This window comes from Staphylococcus saprophyticus subsp. saprophyticus ATCC 15305 = NCTC 7292 (assembly GCF_000010125.1).
Lineage (GTDB): Bacteria > Bacillota > Bacilli > Staphylococcales > Staphylococcaceae > Staphylococcus > Staphylococcus saprophyticus.
The window spans coordinates 1,323,261-1,342,873 of record NC_007350.1 but is presented as its reverse complement, the minus strand read 5'-3'; the positions used below and the strand labels follow the sequence as shown (position 1 = coordinate 1,342,873).

The 19,613-nt window shown below is 32.7% G+C and carries 19 protein-coding genes and 1 other RNA gene; 2 read left to right on the top strand and 18 right to left on the bottom strand.

Going from position 1 to position 19,613, the window contains the following annotated elements:
• Positions 1-52 precede the first annotated feature (52 nt).
• The 4 genes from rnpB to SSP_RS06595 form a co-directional block, all read right to left on the bottom strand.
• An RNA gene (rnpB, locus tag SSP_RS12670) (RNase P RNA component class B) lies at positions 53-427 on the bottom strand.
• Between the two features lie 141 nt (positions 428-568).
• Positions 569-922 (bottom strand): cell division regulator GpsB, encoded by a 354-nt coding sequence (gpsB, locus tag SSP_RS06605; protein WP_011303085.1) that lies wholly within the window; start codon positions 920-922, stop codon positions 569-571.
• Between the two features lie 11 nt (positions 923-933).
• Positions 934-1,500 carry a DUF1273 domain-containing protein gene (locus SSP_RS06600; RefSeq protein ID WP_002483272.1) on the bottom strand — a complete coding sequence of 189 codons (567 nt, stop codon included), beginning with the start codon at positions 1,498-1,500 and terminating at the stop codon, positions 934-936.
• Positions 1,497-1,835 carry a DUF1798 family protein gene (locus SSP_RS06595; protein WP_011303084.1) on the bottom strand — a complete coding sequence of 113 codons (339 nt, stop codon included), beginning with the start codon at positions 1,833-1,835 and terminating at the stop codon, positions 1,497-1,499. Before SSP_RS06595 ends, SSP_RS06600 begins: the two co-directional genes overlap by 4 nt.
• A gap of 248 nt (positions 1,836-2,083) precedes the next feature.
• On the opposite strand from SSP_RS06595, the gene recU reads away from it, so the two are divergent.
• Positions 2,084-2,710 carry a Holliday junction resolvase RecU gene (gene recU, locus SSP_RS06590; protein ID WP_011303083.1) on the top strand — a complete coding sequence of 209 codons (627 nt, stop codon included), beginning with the start codon at positions 2,084-2,086 and terminating at the stop codon, positions 2,708-2,710.
• Positions 2,707-4,881, top strand: a complete 2,175-nt coding sequence (locus SSP_RS06585) for a transglycosylase domain-containing protein (protein WP_011303082.1) — start codon at positions 2,707-2,709, stop codon at positions 4,879-4,881. Before recU ends, SSP_RS06585 begins: the two co-directional genes overlap by 4 nt.
• 447 nt (positions 4,882-5,328) lie before the next feature.
• Here SSP_RS06585 and SSP_RS06580 read toward each other — a convergent pair whose 3' ends face one another.
• From SSP_RS06580 to aroA, 14 genes are all read right to left on the bottom strand, one after another.
• Positions 5,329-5,661: a YpoC family protein gene (locus SSP_RS06580; protein WP_002483268.1), complete on the bottom strand. Its 333-nt coding sequence runs from the start codon at positions 5,659-5,661 to the stop codon at positions 5,329-5,331.
• A gap of 4 nt (positions 5,662-5,665) precedes the next feature.
• Positions 5,666-6,325: an endonuclease III gene (gene nth / locus SSP_RS06575; protein WP_011303081.1), complete on the bottom strand. Its 660-nt coding sequence runs from the start codon at positions 6,323-6,325 to the stop codon at positions 5,666-5,668.
• The gene (locus SSP_RS06570) at positions 6,315-7,001 is read right to left on the bottom strand and encodes a DnaD domain-containing protein (protein WP_002483266.1); all 687 of its coding nucleotides are present in this window, start codon (positions 6,999-7,001) and stop codon (positions 6,315-6,317) included. Before SSP_RS06570 ends, nth begins: the two co-directional genes overlap by 11 nt.
• Positions 7,002-7,093: 92 nt before the next feature.
• On the bottom strand, positions 7,094-8,386 hold the full coding sequence (gene asnS / locus SSP_RS06565) for an asparagine--tRNA ligase (RefSeq protein ID WP_011303080.1): 1,293 nt from the start codon (positions 8,384-8,386) through the stop codon (positions 7,094-7,096).
• Between the two features lie 91 nt (positions 8,387-8,477).
• Complete coding sequence (locus SSP_RS06560; protein ID WP_011303079.1) at positions 8,478-11,180, bottom strand: helicase C-terminal domain-containing protein; 2,703 nt, start codon at positions 11,178-11,180, stop codon at positions 8,478-8,480.
• A 26-nt stretch (positions 11,181-11,206) separates the two neighbouring features.
• Positions 11,207-12,178 carry a biotin--[acetyl-CoA-carboxylase] ligase gene (locus tag SSP_RS06555; protein WP_011303078.1) on the bottom strand — a complete coding sequence of 324 codons (972 nt, stop codon included), beginning with the start codon at positions 12,176-12,178 and terminating at the stop codon, positions 11,207-11,209.
• Complete coding sequence (locus tag SSP_RS06550; RefSeq protein WP_011303077.1) at positions 12,171-13,370, bottom strand: CCA tRNA nucleotidyltransferase; 1,200 nt, start codon at positions 13,368-13,370, stop codon at positions 12,171-12,173. Before SSP_RS06550 ends, SSP_RS06555 begins: the two co-directional genes overlap by 8 nt.
• Positions 13,363-14,511 (bottom strand): N-acetyl-alpha-D-glucosaminyl L-malate synthase BshA, encoded by a 1,149-nt coding sequence (gene bshA, locus SSP_RS06545; protein WP_011303076.1) that lies wholly within the window; start codon positions 14,509-14,511, stop codon positions 13,363-13,365. Before bshA ends, SSP_RS06550 begins: the two co-directional genes overlap by 8 nt.
• A gap of 32 nt (positions 14,512-14,543) precedes the next feature.
• Positions 14,544-14,861 (bottom strand): nucleotide pyrophosphohydrolase, encoded by a 318-nt coding sequence (locus SSP_RS06540; protein ID WP_011303075.1) that lies wholly within the window; start codon positions 14,859-14,861, stop codon positions 14,544-14,546.
• 275 nt (positions 14,862-15,136) lie between these two features.
• Entirely contained in the window at positions 15,137-15,832 is a 696-nt protein-coding gene (locus SSP_RS06535; protein WP_011303074.1) for a zinc metallopeptidase, read from the bottom strand.
• 39 nt (positions 15,833-15,871) lie between these two features.
• A complete protein-coding gene (locus tag SSP_RS06530) occupies positions 15,872-16,471 on the bottom strand; it encodes a DUF1405 domain-containing protein (protein WP_011303073.1) in 600 nt (199 codons plus the stop codon).
• Positions 16,472-16,475: 4 nt separating this feature from the next.
• Entirely contained in the window at positions 16,476-17,036 is a 561-nt protein-coding gene (locus tag SSP_RS06525) for a YpiB family protein (RefSeq protein ID WP_011303072.1), read from the bottom strand.
• A 20-nt stretch (positions 17,037-17,056) separates the two neighbouring features.
• Positions 17,057-18,304, bottom strand: a complete 1,248-nt coding sequence (locus SSP_RS06520; protein ID WP_011303071.1) for a tetratricopeptide repeat protein — start codon at positions 18,302-18,304, stop codon at positions 17,057-17,059.
• 4 nt (positions 18,305-18,308) lie between these two features.
• On the bottom strand, positions 18,309-19,607 hold the full coding sequence (aroA, locus tag SSP_RS06515) for a 3-phosphoshikimate 1-carboxyvinyltransferase (RefSeq protein WP_011303070.1): 1,299 nt from the start codon (positions 19,605-19,607) through the stop codon (positions 18,309-18,311).
• Positions 19,608-19,613: the final 6 nt, after the last annotated feature.

The following is a 19,613-nucleotide window of genomic DNA, read 5'->3' as shown; positions in this document are numbered from 1 at the left end:
AGCAATGAAAAAAGCTCTCCGATTTGGGAGAGCTTGGGTCTAGTGATGATATTTCTGTAAGCCATGTTTTGTACCATTGTACTGCTAACGTGTACTAGAAACACTCGTACGCAGGTGGTAACCATCTGTCTACATACTTTTAAAAGTATGTCTTATATATACGTTGAATTCCGTTAAATAAGTGCTCCTACCTAATTTGGATTGCTCACTCGAGGGGTTTACCGCGTTCCACCTTTTGCATTTCTGCAAAAGCTCCGTCACTGTGGCACTTTCAAACTAATCTAACCTTATCTAAGGACTTAGGTTATTTCGTTGCCGTCAACTTAATGCCTTGACTTATTGTTTCATCAAGCACGAACACTACAATCATCTCAGATTGTGTGAGCATGGACTTTCCTCTATATCGCTATAGCGATTACCCGAAACACCATCTTTAGAAGTATATCATTATTTTATAGCCTAAACAAATAAAAAATAAGATAAGTTTTGAACGAATTCAAAACTTATCTTTATGTAGATGTTGCTATATCTACGGTCATCATCATATTCTCTATGTGATAATAGTTGATTATTTACCGAAAACAGCTTTTTCTAGGTTGGATATTCTTTTTAATATATCAACATTGTTGTTACTACTATTATTCTTAGTTGTAACATTGTTGTTTGAAGAGAAGTTTTTATTTTCTTGTGGTCTCGATGTTGCTACACGTAATCTTAACTCTTCAAGTTCTTTTTTTAATTTGTTGTTTTCTTCTGAAAGTTTAACTACTTCATTATCTAAATCTGCCATTTTTTGATAATCAGCTATGATGTCGTCTAAGAAAGCATCTACTTCTTCCCTTCTATAACCACGCGTCATAGTTTTTTCAAAATCTTTTTCATAAATATCTTTTGCTGATAATTTTAATGAAACTTCTGACATTTTTCTCCACCTCATTCGAAACTTTGCTCTTGAGACCACTGCAAGTCGTTGATGAATTCAGTTAACTCATCGAACGTCACAATATCACAAGTATAATTTGTTTTTTCCATAAAATCAACTAACATCTGCTTAAAGAACTTTGGACTAGCTTCTTGTTCCTCATCATAAATCAAAAGCGTTGTATCAGAATGTGCTAACATAAATTGATCGGTTTGTTTAAATTGATGAGGCCCTTCATATGAAGAATGGAATACGCTATCAACAAAATCAGCATGATGCGCAATATGATTATATTTTGCTTGATTTTGTTCGTTCCATCTATCAATATGACCATAAAACGGTGTGATAATTCCTAATTTTAAATCTGGATAGGTTGCTTTCAACGCTAACACGACCTCTGCTGTCCATAGCTCTATACCCATCTGTCCTTGTATCAATACCCATTCTAATCCTTCTTCAATCAACTGTTTTAATTTATGTTCAATAAATTTTTTTAAATAGGAAACTTCAGGTGCATCATCTTTAAAAATATTAAGTTCAAACGACTTATATCCAGTAACATATACAGTTTTAATCATAAAAATTGCTCATTTCTTTGTATGTAGCTTAAATCATATTGAACAGCCTTTACTTTTTCATTAAATAATTTTCTGCTCGTACGTTTAAAGTGACATTCAACAGATAAAGATTCAATATTTGAAATAAGTAAATCGAATTTTTGTTTATTCATATATTGTAATTGAGTTACTTGTTGCTCATATGTAACTAGCTTTTTAAGTTGTTGATCAATATCATTTGTGAATGGTACAACCTCAACATAAAAATCGTAATCTTCGCCAGTTGATTTGACAGTCTCGTATTTTTCTACCATTTTCAAAACATCATTTAATAATTGCATTAATAGTTGTTGCATGAGGATTCCCCCTACTTCACAAATTTACCATAAATGGCCTACTTCGTCATTTTTAAAGTGTCGTTTATCATTTATATGATTAACTATTTTATTTTGTTTCAAATATTGTTTAATTGAGCAAAGCACGTTAAAATGTATGTGATGTATTTATAAATACATTGGTTCATATTTCATAGTTTGGAAAAATTTGCTAAAGTCATGTATAATGAAACAGGTTTTGGATGACCAAACTAAAGTGGTGAAAATAAATGAATTATCCAAATGGAAAGCCATTTAATAGAAATAAGTCTCAGGTCGGACGAACTCATAAGGGACAAACGAGTAAAATTGATTATGGTGGCAGAGGTATGTCACTTGAAAAAGATATCGAACTATCGAATGATTATTATTTAAATCGAGGTATTGCTGTAATACATAAGAAGCCTACCCCGATACAGATAGTGAATGTTCATTATCCTATGAGAAGTAAGGCAGTAATAAATGAGGCTTATTTTAGAACGCCGTCGACAACTGACTATAATGGTATTTATCATGGTCGTTATTTAGATTTTGAAGCAAAAGAAACAAAAAATAAAACATCATTCCCTTTAAATAATATGCATGAACATCAAGTTCGACATATGGAAGCATGTTATCAACAACAAGGGGTTGTATTTTTATTAATTCGCTTTAAATCGCTCGATGAAGTGTATTTGCTCCCATATGCAAATTTCAAAAAGTTTTGGGAGAGACACATTCAAGAGATTAAAAAGTCGGTAACGGTTGAAGAAATAAGAAAAAATGGTTACTATATTCCTTATCAGTATCAACCACGATTGAATTATCTCAAAACAGTTGATAAGTTGATATTAGATGAAAGCGAGGACCGCGTATGACGGAGAAAAAGAGGACTTCTCAATCTAATAATAAGAATGGAAAGTCCGAGCAAAAAAAGAATAGGAATATAAAACGAACGATTATTAAGATATTTGGGTTTCTAATTATAGCCTTTATCGTTCTAGCTTTAATAGGAATCTTGTTGTTTGCATATTATGCTTGGAAATCTCCTGCATTTAATGAAGCAAAATTAAAAGATCCCGTGCCAGCTAAGATTTATGATAAAGATGGCGATTTAGTTAAAACAATCGATAATGGGCAACGACGAGAGCATGTCGATTTAGACGAAGTACCTAAGACAATGAAAGAAGCTGTTTTAGCTACTGAGGATAATCGATTCTATGATCATGGAGCACTTGATTACAAACGTCTCTTTGGTGCTGTAGCTAAGAACGTCACTGGTGGCTTTGGTTCACAAGGTGCATCAACATTAACACAACAAGTAGTTAAACGTTCATTCTTAACAGATCAAAAATCAATTGCACGTAAAGCTCAAGAAGCTTACTTGTCCTACAGATTAGAACAAGAGTATAGTAAAGATGAAATTTTTGAGATGTACTTAAATAAAATTTACTACTCTGATGGTGTATACGGCGTGAAAGCTGCTGCTAAATATTATTTCAATAAAGATTTGAAAGACTTGAATTTAGCGGAATCTGCTTATCTTGCTGGTTTACCACAAGTACCAAATACTTATAACATTTATGATCATCCTAAAGAAGCTGAGTCTCGTAAAGATACAGTACTTTATTTAATGGAATATCATAATAGAATTACTAAGAAACAAAAAGAAGAAGCACAAAATACTTCTTTACAAGACAATCTGGTCCAACGTTCATCTGAAGATCGCGAAGTAAGTGAAGATAATTCAAACGAGGCATACGATTCATATGTAAACTTTGTAAAATCTGAACTTATGAATAATAAAGAATTTAAAGATGAAGATTTAGGTTCTGTATTAAATAGCGGCGTTAAGATTTATACGAATATGGACAAAGATGTTCAACAAACATTACAAGATCGAGTGAATAATGGTAGCTATTATAAAAATGAAGACCAACAAGTTGGTTCTTCTATTGTAGATAGTGAAAATGGTGGCCTTGTCGCAATATCTGGTGGTAGAAATTATAAAGATATTGTAGATAGAAACTTAGCAACTGATGCCCACCCTACTGGTTCTTCACTGAAACCATTCTTAGCGTATGGTCCTGCAATTGAAAATATGTCATGGGCAACGAACCATGCGATTCAAGATGAAGAATCTTATCAAGTAGATGGTGTAACATTTAGAAACTATGATACTAAGAGCCACGGTACGGTAAAACTTTATGATGCATTACGTGAAAGTTTTAATATTCCAGCACTTAAAGCATGGCAATCAACTAAAGAAAATGCCGGAAACGATGCACCAAAAGATTTTGCTAAAAAAGTTGGGTTAGATTATGAAGGAGACATTGGTCCATCTGAAGTATTAGGTGGTTCAGCATCTGAATTCTCTCCTACTCAATTAGCTTCTGCATTTGCTGCAATTGCTAATGGTGGTGAATATAACAATGCCCACTCTATTAAAAAAGTTGTCAAACAAGATGGCGAAACGGTTGAATACGATCATACTAGTAAAAAAGCTATGAAAGACTCAACATCATATATGTTAGCAGAAGTACTTAAAGGTACATTTGAAGCATATGGTTCTGCATACGGTCATGGTGTATCTGGCGTTAATCTAGCAGCCAAAACTGGTACAGGTACTTATGGTGAACAAACTTACCAACAATATAATCTGCCAGACGATGCAGCGAAAGATGTTTGGATTAATGGTTTCACACCTAAATACAGTATGTCAGTATGGATGGGATTCAATGAAGTTAAACAAGGCGGTACAAACTCATTTGTAGGCCATGAAGAACAAGAATACCCACAATACTTATTAGAAGATGTCATGGAAAGTATTTCACCAAAAGATGGCAAAGATTTCTCTAAACCAGATTCAGTTTCTGGAGACTCAAAAGATGATTTATCTGTTAAAGGTAAACCAGATGATAATACCACTAGTAATAAACCTCAGGGTCAAGGTGGTAGCAGTAACAGTTCATCATCTTCTAATTCAAGTAATAATAATTCAACTAGTAATACAAACAACTCAAGTAACCAACAAAGTGCAGCACGTTAATTCATTTAGCTACACTCATACCCGGTATGCCATTTCATTTGGCTATCGGGTATTTTTTTTGAAAATAAGGATATCTTTAAATAACACTAAGTATTCATTTTTTGATAGCAATCACTTAATTAAATAACTGCATTTGCAATAAGTACTTATATTACAATTAGCAATTATAATAAAGCGTACGCATCCATCATATGTGGATGCGTACGCTTTATATTTAGAAGTTTATGATCTCGGCTGCGCATAGCAGAATTGTGGTATGTCTCGAAGTCTAGAGAATCTTATTTATACTATTTTTCTAGCTGTATGCATTCGTTACAAAATTAGTGAAAAATGTGTGTTCATATTCAAAAATAAGACACCTCATTTTAAAATGACTATAACATAGTTTTAAAATAGAGTGCCTTATACCTTAAATTATCTACAAATCGAGCAATATGAACAAAGTAACTATAATTTTCGGTTTTTGCTTCTAATTTGATAAGAAGCATTCATTTTTATAAGTTCAGATTTTAAAGTTTTCATTTGACTGTAGCCCATAAAATGATATTTTCTAGCAATCATATAATGATAACGTTCTTCAAAATTCATTGGCACTACAGGGTATGCATCTAAATCTGAAAAATTTATAGTTTGGATATGATTAATCTGTTTAAAATATTGTTCGATTAAAGCAAAATAGTCATCTAATTTTAATTTAGCTTCTGATGATTTCAATTGCTTTGATTTCGCATATTGATCAATTTGAGCTTCTAATTCAGTAAAGTCTTCTTTTGTAATCATAAAATTACGCCTCTTTCAAATTGGCTTTATAGCGTTTTTGACCTTCTCTACAATCATTAAATAACGGACAAACATCACACTTTGGACTTCTAGCAAGACAGTGATAACGACCAAAGAATATAAGTTGGTGGTGTGTTTTATTCCAGCGCTCTCTTGGTACAACGTGGCATAACTTATCTTCAACTTGTCTCACGTTATCTTTCCATCTACAAATGCCTAAACGTTTAGATATTCTTTCAACGTGTGTATCAACTGCTAAAGATGGTTCGCCAAAAGCAACACTCATAACTACATTAGCGGTTTTTCTACCTACGCCAGCCAAACTTTCTAATTCAGCATGCGTATGTGGAATTTCACCATCAAATTGATCCAACAAAGAACGACATAATTTTTGAATATTTTTCGCTTTGTTTCTATATAGACCAATGGTACGCAAATCATTTTCTAATTCAGAAATATCTACATTTAAGTAATCTTCAGGTGTTTTGTATTTTTGAAATAAATCTTTTGTTAATTTATTAACAGAAACATCCGTCGTTTGAGCTGATAATAACACAGCAATCGTTAATTCGAAAGGATTGTCATGTTTGAGCTCACATTCAGCATTTGGAAACATATTTGCTATGACATCAACCATTTCTAATGCTTTTTTATTACTTATCATTTGGATTCTCCCCATTCAGCCAGTCGAATTTAGGCACTTTTTTAATTGTATGCTTCATTTTAGGTTGATTGAATTGGCGACTAATTTTTTTAGAATCTTCAATTGTTTTTACATTATTTTTTTTCCAATTTAATAAAATACGATCGATATATTTAAAACTTAACTTATTCTGGCTCGTCGCTTCATCTAGAGCAGCTTGAATGACACTTAATTCATGTTTATCAATATCTAACCATTGGTTTAACGTTTCGATTTCAAACGGAGATAACGGCCTACCAAAGGCTTGTTCAATTTGTTGAAATAAAACATTAAATTCAACTTCCGTATTTTCTTCTTCTACTTTAATATTTACTTGTTCCATTATCTCACTTAATTTCACATAGAATTGGTTGAGGTTCATATATTCAGTAAATTTACCTTCTTCATCTTTCTCAACCTTTAATTCAAGTAAATCATGTTGTATTAAACTTTGGATGATAGTTGTGACTTCTCTAGAGCCGAATGTCGTCCCTTGCTGCAAGGATTCAATAGAAGGTTGTTTGTTTGAAGATTCAGAGGCATGTAATAGTTTAATTAATATAACCAATTCAGCTTCATTTATCCCGAGTTGGTTATAATGATCTAACAGTTCACGTCTAATAATGACGGGCCGTATTTTAAGTTGTTCACTATTCAAAGATAGATACCTCCTGTTCTATATTCATGTTATAAAAACGTCCAGCCATTGATAACTAGACTGGACGTTTTTGACACATATTCTAAAATAAATTATGGGTATAAACGGTTTAATAAGCGTGGGAATGGTGCTGTTTCACGAACGTGTTCAACGCCTGATAACCAAGCTACAGTTCTTTCTAAACCTAAGCCAAAGCCACTATGTGGCACACTACCATAACGACGTAAATCTAAATAATAACTATAACTTTCAGCATCTAATTCGAATTGACTTAGTCGTTCTTCAAGTAATTCAAGATCATTAATACGTTCAGAACCACCTATAATTTCACCATAACCTTCTGGTGCAATTAAGTCTGCACATAAAACAGTGTCCTCATTTTCTGGATTAGGCTGCATATAGAATGGTTTGATTTTAGTTGGATAATTCGTGATGAACACCGGTAAATCATAGTGATTAGCGATTGCTGTTTCGTGTGGTGCACCGAAATCTTCACCCCACTCTATATCATCAAAACCTTGTTCTTTTAAGAAAATAACAGCATCAGCGTAAGTTATACGTGGGAATGGTGTTGTTACTTTTTCTAATTTAGATGTATCTCTGTCTAGCGCTTTTAGTTCTAATTTACAATGATTCAATACTGATTTAACAACATGAGTGACATATTGTTCTTGTACTTCTAAACTTTGTGCGTGTTCACAAAATGCCATTTCTGGTTCTATCATCCAGAATTCAATTAAGTGACGACGTGTTTTAGATTTTTCTGCACGGAATGTAGGACCAAATGAGAATACTCTTCCGTGTGCCATTGCAGCGGCTTCCATATATAGTTGGCCACTTTGAGATAAGAAAGCATCTTGGTCAAAGTATTTTGTATGGAATAATTCACTTGTACCTTCTGGTGCACTTGCTGTTAAGATAGGCGGATCAATTTTTGTAAATCCGTTATCATTAAAGAATTCGTATGTGGCACGAATAATTTCATTTCTGATTTTCATAACCGCATGTTGTTTTTTTGAACGTAACCATAGATGACGATGATCCATTAAAAATTCTGTACCATGATTTTTAGGCGTAATTGGATAATCATGTGCTTCAGATATTACTTCTATTGATTTAACTTGCATTTCGTAACCGATATCAGAACGATTATCTTCGCTAATTACACCTGTCACATATAATGATGACTCTTGTGTAATTTCTTTTGCTTTTTGGAATATCTCTTCATCTACTTCAGCTTTAGCAACAACACCTTGGATAAATCCTGTGCCATCTCTTAATTGTAAGAAAGCAATCTTACCACTTGAACGTTTATTCGTTAACCAAGCACCGATTGTAACTTCTTGGCCAATATACTGTTTTGCTTCTTTTATCGTTGTATTCATAACCAGTCTCCTATAATAGTGTATTCTACTTTTCTTATCCTTATATATTTTAACAAAATCCATATATAAGTTCTAGTTGCTTGTGCTATGTTTATGGTTTCTTAGCATTTTCTTTTTTTAATTTTTTAAGGAGTGTAGAAAATTGCTTAATATCCCCTTTTTTCTGACGATATCGTTCTAATGATTGTTCAAAAAACTGTTTGTAATTACTACGAATTAAACGGTCATCAAAAGATACGATAATGCCTTTATCATTTTCACTACGAATTAATCTACCTAGCCCTTGTCTAAAGCGTGTCACAGCATCAGGTAACACATATTCTTTGAATGTAGAAGTAAACTCAGACTCCATCAACCAATATTTAGTATTATTTTGGTTCATAAACGGTAATTTAGCAATCATGACACATTTAATGCCATTTGACTGAAAATCGAAGCCTTCAAAAAATGTACCTGTACCTAACAATATGGCTTTATTAAAACTATTAAATTGTTGGACAATCTTATAGTTTTGGTTCTGTTGTTGTGTTAATACAACATAATCTTCAAATTCAGGCAATTCATTTATTAATTCTTGAACCATATGCATCATTTTATAACTCGTAAATAGGATCAGACATTTGGATTCTACAACAGATACGTATTCAATTACATAATTAACAATGGAACTTACATAATCGTTAATATTCTTATAATTATAAGATGATACATCATTTGGTATAAAGACAGTCGTTTGATTCGGTGATGTTACGGTCGTATCAATTTCATATGTGTTAAATTCAATATCTTTATTAAACCATTGTTTAAAGTTCTCAAAGGAATGATTGAATGTTAGTGTCCCTGAAATAAATGTTAGTGATTTGAATTTATCGAGCACTTGCTTCGTGAGGATTTCTTTAACATCGTAATCTTTAACATTAAGTCTTATAGTAGATTTCTGATTTAAATTTTTGATAGATAAATAACATGTGTGTTTATTTTTAAGACTTTGTTCAATATCTTTAAAACGATCATTAATATATAGAAATTGCTTTCTCACTGATTTAATTGATTTATGGCTCATACCATTAAAGAATTCTAACGTCATGTTTAATTTGTGAATAATGGCATGTAAGTCGTTTAATATAGGTGTGACATCAAAGTGATATACGAAATGAAGTTTATGGACTTCATCATCTTGTATTTCAGAAGATTGAATAATATCATACATCGTTGTAAACAATTGTTCATTCAAATCATGTATCTCATTCACAGTCGTTTTTAAGCCAAAAACATCTATAGGTGGTATGTCTAATTTTTCGAGAATACGTTGCTGTTCAAGTAGATCTATAGATTTTAGTAACTTTTCATTTTCAGTCTTACCAATCAACCCTAACTGATATTTAATATCTGCGTAACTCAATTCATTAGTTACTTGATTTAAAGCATAATCTGGCAGCCTATGTGCTTCATCTATAATACAATCATCAAATAATTGATAAATGGAGTTATCGTGAGCTGCGTGAATTAAGTGGGCATGGTTTGTGATACCAATTTGAATGTTTTGTGCATTGCGCTTAATAAAATTAAAATAATGTATATCATTACGGACTGGAACATAGGTTTCGAGTTTTTGTTCGAAATACATTTTTTGTCCGCCTTTTAAATCTAATTCCTGAATATCACCCGTGTCTGTTTCCGTAATCCAAATCAGTAATTGCATCTTCAAAATGCAAACTTCATAATTACTAGATTCTTCTTCAAGTATTTGACTTATTAACCCTAAAGCGATGTAGTCACGTTTGCTTTTGATTAGCGTCGCATTTATTTTGAAATCTAATGCTTTTTTAATCGCAGGAATATCCTTTTCTAATAATTGGTTTTGTAATAATTTTGTATTTGTAGAAATCATGACATGTTTGCCAGTTTCGATATTATACATCAGTGAGGCAAGTAGATAAGCAAATGACTTACCGCTTCCTAAAGGGGCTTCAATCATTGCTTTTTCACTATGCATGAGTTGTTCCAATATAATTTCAGATAAATATAATTGTTGAGGGCGATATGTTAACCCCAGTTCTTTAGTCACTAAAGTGTATAGTGCTTTTAAGTTACCACCGAATTGTACGGTTGGTGCTTTAAAATCTATTTGTTTTTTATATATGATTTGTTCGAATTGATCAAATCGATCACTAAGCGTTTGTTCATCATAATTTCGCACCATTTCAAATATAATATCATGTAAATCGTATTTTAGATTTTTACTTAGGTAATAAAGTTGCTTAAGTGTATCTAATGGTAAAGATTCAAATTTTTCGAATGCAATAATCATCAGTTGTGCCGTTGTGGCAGCGTCTTCATCAGCTCTATGGGCATTGTTTAAGATAATCCCATGTGCTTCAGCTAGTTCGCTTAATTGATAGCTTTTATCCGTTGGGAAAGCAACTTTGAATAATTCTAACGTATCCATGACTTTCTTTGGACGATAATTGATATGGCATTGTTTAAATGATTTCTTGATAAAATTTAAATCAAACGCCACATTATGCGCTACAAATATACAACCATCTATTTGTTTGTATATATCTTCTGCAATTTCATGAAAATACGGTGCTTGATTTAACATATCTTCTTCAATTGAAGTTAACGCTTGAATAAAAGGAGGAATTTCTAAATCTGTTTTAATCATGGAGTGATACGTTCCAATAATTTTATTTTCACGCACAAATGTTATGCCTATTTGAATAATTTCATCATAATCTAATTGGTTGCCTGTAGTTTCTAAATCTACGACAGCATAGCAAGGTTTTGCCATTCTACTTCCTCCTTTCATTATTTGAGTTATAATTCAATATCAGCGCTCATCAATTGGTGTTGTTGTTTATTCTCATCTAAAACAATTAAAAATCCATTATCATCTATATCAATGGCTTCACCTTTAAATTGAACATTATTTTCAGTGAATCTTAACTGTTTGTGCCATATATTTGAAGTAGCTATGTATTCATCACGAATAGATGAAAATGGTTCTTTAATAAATTGTTTATATCGATACTCGATTTGTGAAATAAGCACTTCTAAAAAATCATAACGATTCACTTTATCTTTCTTGTGTATTCTAATACTGGTTGCTTTTTGAGCTAATTCACCAGTAAAATCGCTTGGTTCTTGATTCATATTAATGCCAATACCACATATAACAGCTTCAATACCGTCACTATTAGCAACCATTTCGGTTAAAAAGCCACAGACTTTTTGATTATTGATATAAATATCATTAGGCCACTTTACAGAAACATCACTTTTACTAAATTGTTGAATAGCATCTCTTATACCAAGCGCCATAAATAAATTAAACTTAGTTATCGTATCGAAAGGTACATCTGGTCGTAAAACAATTGACATCCAAAGCCCTTTTCCTTTGGCTGAAGCCCACGGTCTATTGAAACGGCCTTTTCCTTTCGTTTGTTCATCACTTAGGATTAAAAACGTATCTGTATTGCCTACTAATTTTTGTTTCGCTAATAATTGTGTGGACTCTACTTGATCGAATACGTCAACATGTTCAAATAAATGTTGAGATTGAATGGTTGGCATAACGATACCTTTGTACCATTTATCTGGTAATTGAATTAAGCGATGTCCCTTATGATTAATGGATTCTATCTGACACCCTTCTTCTTTTAATTGATCAATGACTTTCTTTACAGCTGTTCTTGATATAGAAAGTTGCTCAGCAATAAATTGGCCAGAAATGTATTCAGATTCATATTGGTATAACATATAGACAACTGCTTTACTATATTTAGACACGTGTTTTCACCCACTTTTTAAGTTCAGGTTTGAAATTGACTACTTCACCTGATATTATAGCGTATTCGACTTCACGTAAGGTTTCTTTGAGCCATGGTCCGCTTTTTTTATTCGCTATTTCTAATATATCTTTCCCATTGATATCCATTTCACTTCTTGACAGCATCGGTAATTGTTTTGCAACTTCAGTAACTGTTTGGTCGTTAACTATTAATGGTGATATAGATGTAATACGATTTCGTTTTAATTCATCTAAATAGCTTAATACTTCTAGTATATCTTTTTTTCCATAGTCATAAACAAATAATTTTAATTGTGATTTTGTTTGTACTTCATCTATTTGATCGATAAGTTGAACTAATGTTTTAATACGTTTTTTTTCATTGTTGCTCACTTTTAAATCAGCAATATTCGCATCTATTTCACGCTGTTGAGATATTAAAAACGCTACAAACGTCGTAAAAGGCATGGCATTACGTAATGTGAATTTGGTGATGTCGTAGTGTTTGAAAAATGGAATATATTTAAAAGCCATAAAATGCTTTAAATTATTAAAACTTTTCGATACAAAGTCACCATTTGTTAGTTTCTTTAATTCAACAACAATGCGTTCAATTGCCAAATATTTAATATCTGCAATGTGGTTTAACATCGCGGTAAAAGTAGCTTCTTCTAAGTGAAAGCCAAATTGTGATTGAAAACGTAAGCCTCTGATAATTCTTAATGCATCTTCATCAAAGCGTTCATCAGGATTACCAACAGTTCTAATGAGTTGATGTTTAATATCCTGCTGTCCTTCAAAGTAATCAAAGATTTGATAATTAATATCCATCGCAATTGCATTCATTGTAAAATCTCTGCGCTGTACATCATCATATAAGTTTCTAACAAAAAAGACCTCATTAGGTCTACGGTGATCATCATAATCACCCTCAGAACGAAAAGTTGTAACCTCATACTGCTCGCCTTTGTATATCACATTAATTGTGCCATGTTCTCTCCCAATAGGTATGGTCTTATCAAATACTGTTTCAATTTCATCCGGCGTTGCGCTCGTTGTAATATCGATATCATGAATGGGTCTATTCATAAGATAGTCACGCACAGAGCCACCAACAAAATAGGCTTGAAAATGATGAGCTTGTAATTTTTCTAGAATTGGTTTGGCTGTTTCAAATAAAGAATTAGTCATTGTTACCCTCTAACATTTTTTTGTAATAATACTCATATTGATCTGCAATTAAATCAGATGAAAATCTATTTGCAACATCTTCTAGCATTCGCGTTTGCATTTCGTGATATAGTTCAGGATTAGTTAGTAACTGAATCGCATACGCACTTGCAGCTTCATCGTCTCCAACATTAACGATATATCCAGTATCTTCATGTTTAATTACTTCTTTAATACCACCTGCAGTTGAACCAATTGGAACCACACCAGATTTCATAGCTTCAAGCAATGTTAATCCAAAGCTTTCTTTTTCACTCAATAATAGAACTAAGTCTGAAATTTGATAGAATTGACTCACCCAATTTTGCTTACCTAAAAACAACACTGCATCTTCTAAATTAAGTTGACGTGCTTTTTCTTTCATATCCATAAGTTCAGGGCCATCGCCAAGTAAGATTAATTTAGATGGGATAGCTTTATGCACTCTTGCAAATGTATCAATAATCGTATCGATACGTTTCACTGATCTAAAATTGGACACATGAATCAGTACTTTTTCATCAGGTTGGATACCGTAACAAGCTTTTAGTTGTTCATCCTCTGAAGTTGGTGTATTGAGTTTGGTAGGAAATTCTTTTTCTCTTACAAAATTATATATAGGGACAATCTCTTTATCAGTTTCGATGATATCATAAGTTTGTTGTGCAAGTGATTGACTTACACTCGTCACCACATCGCTGCCCTCAATACCGAATTTAATTGCATTTTTTAAAGAATGGTCATAACCGAGCACTGTAATATCAGTACCGTGTAAGGTCGTCATTATTTTTATATCTTTTTGTGACATATGTTTTGCTAATATACCACACACAGCATGAGGCACAGCATAATGCATATGTAGCACATCTAAGTCATATTCATTGATGACTTCAGCGATTTTTGTACTCAGTGTTATATCATAGGGTGGATATTGAAAAACGGCATATTGGTTTACTTCAACTTGATGGAACGTCATATTTGGTAAAGGCTTTCTTATTCTAAACGGTATATTAGATGTAATAAAGTGAATATCATGACCACGCTCAGCGAGTTTGATACCTAATTCTGTAGCTATAATGCCTGAACCACCCATAGATGGATAACAAGTGATGCCTATTTTCATAAGGCGGTACATCCTTTCTCATTCATGTAAAATTATTTTCGTTCGAAACGATTTTTGTCACGTGTATTAAATTTCTCCATCGTCTCATCAAAGCTTTCAGTTAAATCGATATCTAAAGAATTGGCAATACACATTAAGACAAATAAGTTATCTCCTAATTCTGCTTTAATTGTATTATCATCTTCTGAAGCTTTTTTCTTCTTCTCACCATATACATGATTGATTTCTCTTGAAAGTTCCCCGACTTCTTCAGTTAAGCGCGCTAGGTTCGCTAATGGAGAAAAATATCCTGTTTTAAACTGTCCAATATAGTCATCTATTTCGGTTTGCATTTCTTTCATAGATTTCATAATATATGCCTCTCATTTCTAACGGTTTCTTTTATAGTATAGACTAATTTTATGTTTCATGCATTATTCCTGCAACAGTTAAGGCTTATGCTTGATTGTGAAAAAATATATTTAGAAAGCAGTAGGATACTTGTGTATCTAGATGAGGAAAAATGTATACTATACATAAGGAACTCAATAATTGTATTACAACGGTCGTATTTTGATTATGAGAAAATTTAAGAATTAGCACATAAAAAAACCCAAACATCAAAGATGTTTGGGAATCAATTATATTAATCACTTGATCTAGCAATTAGAATAAATCTTGCAAGTTCTGCTAAAGCAACTGCAGTTGATGCAACATAAGTCATTGCAGCAGCTGTAAGTACTTTTTTAGCATGACGATATTCTTTTTCATTTACGATATCTAAACTTTGAATTTGTTTCATTGCTCTACTACTAGCATTGAATTCAACTGGTAATGTGACAATTGAGAACAATACTGCAAATGACATAAATGCTATACCAATCCATAGTGCTGTAGAACCTAAAGTACTTTGTAAGCTTGTTAAAATAATACCTGCAAATACAGCTAAATAGCCGATTGAACTACCAATATTAGCAAGCGGTACTAAAGAAGTTCTGAATCTCAAGAAGAAATAGCCCTGCGCATGTTGAATTGCATGACCAACTTCGTGTGCAGCAATAGCAGTACCAGCGACTGAAGGTCTGCTAAAGTTAGCTGGAGATAGTACAAGTACTTTCTTACGTGGATCGTAATGGTCCGTTAAGAAACCTTGTCCTTCTACAACATCAACATCGTAAATGCCATTAGCATGAAGTATTTCTAAAGCTACTTCTTGACCCGTTTTTCCGCTTGTAGATCTGACTTGTGAATATTTTTCATAATTAGATTTAACTTTGTGCTGCGCCCAAAGAGGCAGTACCATTAATATAACAAAGTATATAATCATATAGATAAAAGACAAAAATCTCACTCCTTTATAAACATTTTACTGTGTCCTTCATTAGTGGTCAAATATTTTATCTTTTTTAAATCGAGTTAAATTTAAATATAGAATTAACGGAATAATACTCAACCAAAAAGCGAGATAAGCAACACCTTCAATATGACTCGCGATAAAATCATAATAGGGATACTGCATAAAAACGTAATCGATAATATCGTTATGAAATACCCAGATCATAGCAATAATAAATGCTGAAATAGATATTTTAAACCTTGGATAAAAGACGAATGCTTCAACTGCCATTACGCCATGCGATAGTATAAGCATGCAACCCGTAATCGTTACTGCATCGTATTGTATAAACATGATGATATTCATAATGACTGCCCAAACACCGTATTTAATAAGCGATACAAAGGCCAAAGCCTCAAAAATGGGTGTTTGTTTACCGAATATATAGGCCAGAATGATAATACATAGAAACAGTGATGCAGTCGGACTATCAGGTACAAAGGCCTTAAATTGTATATCAGTAACACTAAGTTGACTACCGTACCATATATAACCATATACCGTTCCTAGTAAATTACAAATAAGTAAGAAGTAAAGCACACCCTTATGATATATCATTGCATGCCATAACGTTTTTATATTCATAGCGTCAGTCCCTCGTTGATGTATTTACATTTCTTAATTTAAACGTATTAAGGATTTGTGATAATTGATAAAACAACGCTTTATCATGTAATTGTAAACTTAAATCAATATTATCTTGTAAATGAGAAATAATAGAAGTCTCACTTTGCTTCGATAAAGGAATGCTGTATATATCTTGCATATATACAGCATAATAAGGTGAATTGAGTAATTGTGTTAACAATAAATTATCTAATTTATAATCTCTTTTTTGCGTGTCGCTAAAATATACTTTTATATCAAAAGACAAAGCATCATTTGCTATAAATTCAAAGATTTCATTGCTATTGATTAATTGTTGATTGTCTAGTGTAAATCTTATTGCAGGCTCTACCGTATTTTCTGTAGCTATTTCTAGTGTGTTATGATTTGGAATACGTGCATCTACAAAGTGTATTTGTTGCAATAAATTCGGTGATGACTTGATTAAATTCAATACCCATACACTAATTCTAGATTTAAACTGATAATGAAATAGAAGGTATTCAATAAAAGCTGCTTTAGATTGTTGTAGGGTATAAGTCATTCGAACCCACCTTTCCTAATTTAGAAAGATTGTAATCTTTCAGCTTCGTCGTGCCAAGTTTCATTACTAGGCTCTAATTCTAATAATTGGTCTAAAATCATTTTGGCTTGTTTAATTTGGCCAATTTCAATCAAATAATAATAGTAATCACTTAAAAATGCTGATTGTGTTTGTAACGTCGTATACGCTAATTCGAAAAAGTGTTGCGCTTCTTTATCTCGTTCTTCTTGGCCAAGTGCATAGGCAAGATGCCACATAAAGACAGGATCCAAGTCTTCTTCGTCAACATATTGTAGTAATCCTATGAGTGATTCGTAATCTTCTTCTTGTCTATATAAATCACTTAATATTAGTAAAGGTTCTTGGTATGCATTATCTACTTCTAATGCTTGAATAAGCAATTGGACACCTTCATTTGCATCGCCATGCTCTATTTGAATTGTTCCTGTAGAGACCATTAATTCTTTATAAAATTGTGTTAAGCGCAAACCTTCTTTACCAATTTCAATTGCATCTGCATGGTTGTGTTCATTTTCATATAATTGTTGTAAATAAAAATAAGCTTGTAAGAAATCAGGATCTTTAGATAATAAAGTCTGTACTAAATTAATTGCCTCTTGCGTAAGATCATTTTTTTCATAAGCAATTGCTTTTTTAAAATAGTCTTCAGAGTCCATCTCGTCTTCACTAATTTCATCAAACATTTTGATAGCATCGCTATAATTCCCACTTTGCAAACTACAGTCAGCTAGACGTGAAAATAAATTCACGCCATTTACTTCATATTCGCCTGTTTCAAGGACAGTTTCGTATTCAGACGTAGCTCTTAAATACTGTCCGTCATAGTATAATAATTCTGCTAATGCATAATGAATAATTGGATCATTTGGTTCAATGTCAATTGCTTCATCAAGTTTACTAATTGCAACTTCAAGCATATTTAATTGTTGATATAAATCAGCTTCTAACATTAATCTTTCAGTGGACATTTCCACTTCACTTAAATACTCTAAGGCTTCATCAGTATGGTTCTCAGACATTAACCCTTCGATGAAATAGATTAATAGTTCACTTTCATCAGGATATTTGTGGTAAAGCGTACGGAACACTTCTAAGCCCTGAGGCATTAAACCATAATTATATAACGTTTCACCAAGAATAAATAATGCATCGTCTTTAGGGGAACTTAATGCATCATTTACCCGTGTATCTAGGTTATCTAATTTTTGTAAGTTGATATCGTCTATGAGTTTGTAGATATCTTCCATACTATTATCCCTCTTTTTCTAATTGTTTTAACTTTGGTAAGAAACCTGGGAAAGAAACATTGACAGCATCAAATTGCTCGATTGGTAGTGCTTCATTTGATAACAATGACGCGATGGCTAACATCATTCCAATACGATGATCAGTGAAACTGTTAACTGTCGCCGTTTGTTCAAATGCAGATGGGTGGATGATTAAACCATCATTCGTTGGTTGCAATGTAAACCCTAACAAATTAAGCATATTTGCGGTCGTATCAATGCGGTTTGTTTCTTTAACTTTAAGTTCTTCCGCTTCTTTTACAATACTTGTACCATTCGCTTGCGTACAAAGTAAGGCTACAATTGGAATCTCATCAATCGCTCTAGGTACAAGGTCACCATCAATATGAATAGGTTTCATATTAGGTGAATATTGCACGCGAATTGATGCTGTTGGTTCTGGATTATCTGTTTGATTAAACAATGTGATATTCCCTTCCATTTGTGTCACGATATCTATGATACCTGAACGTGTAGGGTTAATGCCAACATTGTGAATTGTAATATCACTGCCCGGCGTAATCAAGCCAGCAACAATAAAGTATGCTGCGGACGATATGTCACCTGGTACGTGAAAATCAGCAGGTTTAATATGTTCGATACCAAGACTTGGCATTTCAATAATGTCATTATTTACAGCAACAGGTATATTGAAATGTTCAAACATCGTTTCTGTATGATTTCGTGTTGTATCAAATTCTTTAATTTTCGTTGGTTCATTAGCAAAAAGACTTGCAAAAAGAATTGCACTTTTAACTTGTGCGCTGGCTACTTCCATTTCATAAGTAATACCGCTGATAGAAGCAGGTTTAATAATCAGTGGCGTATAATTATCATTAATTCCAGTAATATTTGCATTCATGTATCTTAATGGTTTCATAATTCTATCCATTGGGCGTTTACCAATAGATTCGTCCCCAGATAAGACTGTTTCTATGCCGAGTCCGCATAATAATCCGGCGACTAAACGCGTCGTTGTACCAGAATTCCCAGTATATAACACTTGGTGTGGTGTTTTGAAATACTTATAGCCAGGTGAATCAATTTCGATTTTATCTTCATTGACTTCAATTTGAACGCCTAGAAGTTTAAATATTTCGACTGTACGAAGACAATCTTCACCTAGAAGCGGCTTATAAATGGTTGATTTTCCAGTTGCAAGCGAACCTAACATAATCGCTCTATGTGTCATTGATTTATCGCCAGGTACTTCGATTTCCCCAACAAGTGGTCCGTTAATTTTTACTAATTTACTATTTGACAATTTTTA

Coding starts and splice junctions, on each gene's coding strand:
- gpsB (WP_011303085.1), bottom strand. CDS start 922: ATGTCAGAAGTTTCATTAAAATTATCAGCAAAAGATATTTATGAAAAA.
- SSP_RS06560 (WP_011303079.1), bottom strand. CDS start 11,180: ATGGCAAAACCTTGCTATGCTGTCGTAGATTTAGAAACTACAGGCAAC.
- SSP_RS06580 (WP_002483268.1), bottom strand. CDS start 5,661: ATGATTACAAAAGAAGACTTTACTGAATTAGAAGCTCAAATTGATCAA.
- bshA (WP_011303076.1), bottom strand. CDS start 14,511: ATGAAAATAGGCATCACTTGTTATCCATCTATGGGTGGTTCAGGCATT.
- asnS (WP_011303080.1), bottom strand. CDS start 8,386: ATGAATACAACGATAAAAGAAGCAAAACAGTATATTGGCCAAGAAGTT.
- nth (WP_011303081.1), bottom strand. CDS start 6,325: ATGATAAGTAATAAAAAAGCATTAGAAATGGTTGATGTCATAGCAAAT.
- SSP_RS06530 (WP_011303073.1), bottom strand. CDS start 16,471: ATGAATATAAAAACGTTATGGCATGCAATGATATATCATAAGGGTGTG.
- SSP_RS06585 (WP_011303082.1), top strand. CDS start 2,707: ATGACGGAGAAAAAGAGGACTTCTCAATCTAATAATAAGAATGGAAAG.
- SSP_RS06520 (WP_011303071.1), bottom strand. CDS start 18,304: ATGGAAGATATCTACAAACTCATAGACGATATCAACTTACAAAAATTA.
- SSP_RS06595 (WP_011303084.1), bottom strand. CDS start 1,835: ATGCAACAACTATTAATGCAATTATTAAATGATGTTTTGAAAATGGTA.
- SSP_RS06550 (WP_011303077.1), bottom strand. CDS start 13,370: ATGACTAATTCTTTATTTGAAACAGCCAAACCAATTCTAGAAAAATTA.
- SSP_RS06600 (WP_002483272.1), bottom strand. CDS start 1,500: ATGATTAAAACTGTATATGTTACTGGATATAAGTCGTTTGAACTTAAT.
- SSP_RS06525 (WP_011303072.1), bottom strand. CDS start 17,036: ATGACTTATACCCTACAACAATCTAAAGCAGCTTTTATTGAATACCTT.
- recU (WP_011303083.1), top strand. CDS start 2,084: ATGAATTATCCAAATGGAAAGCCATTTAATAGAAATAAGTCTCAGGTC.
- SSP_RS06540 (WP_011303075.1), bottom strand. CDS start 14,861: ATGAAATCTATGAAAGAAATGCAAACCGAAATAGATGACTATATTGGA.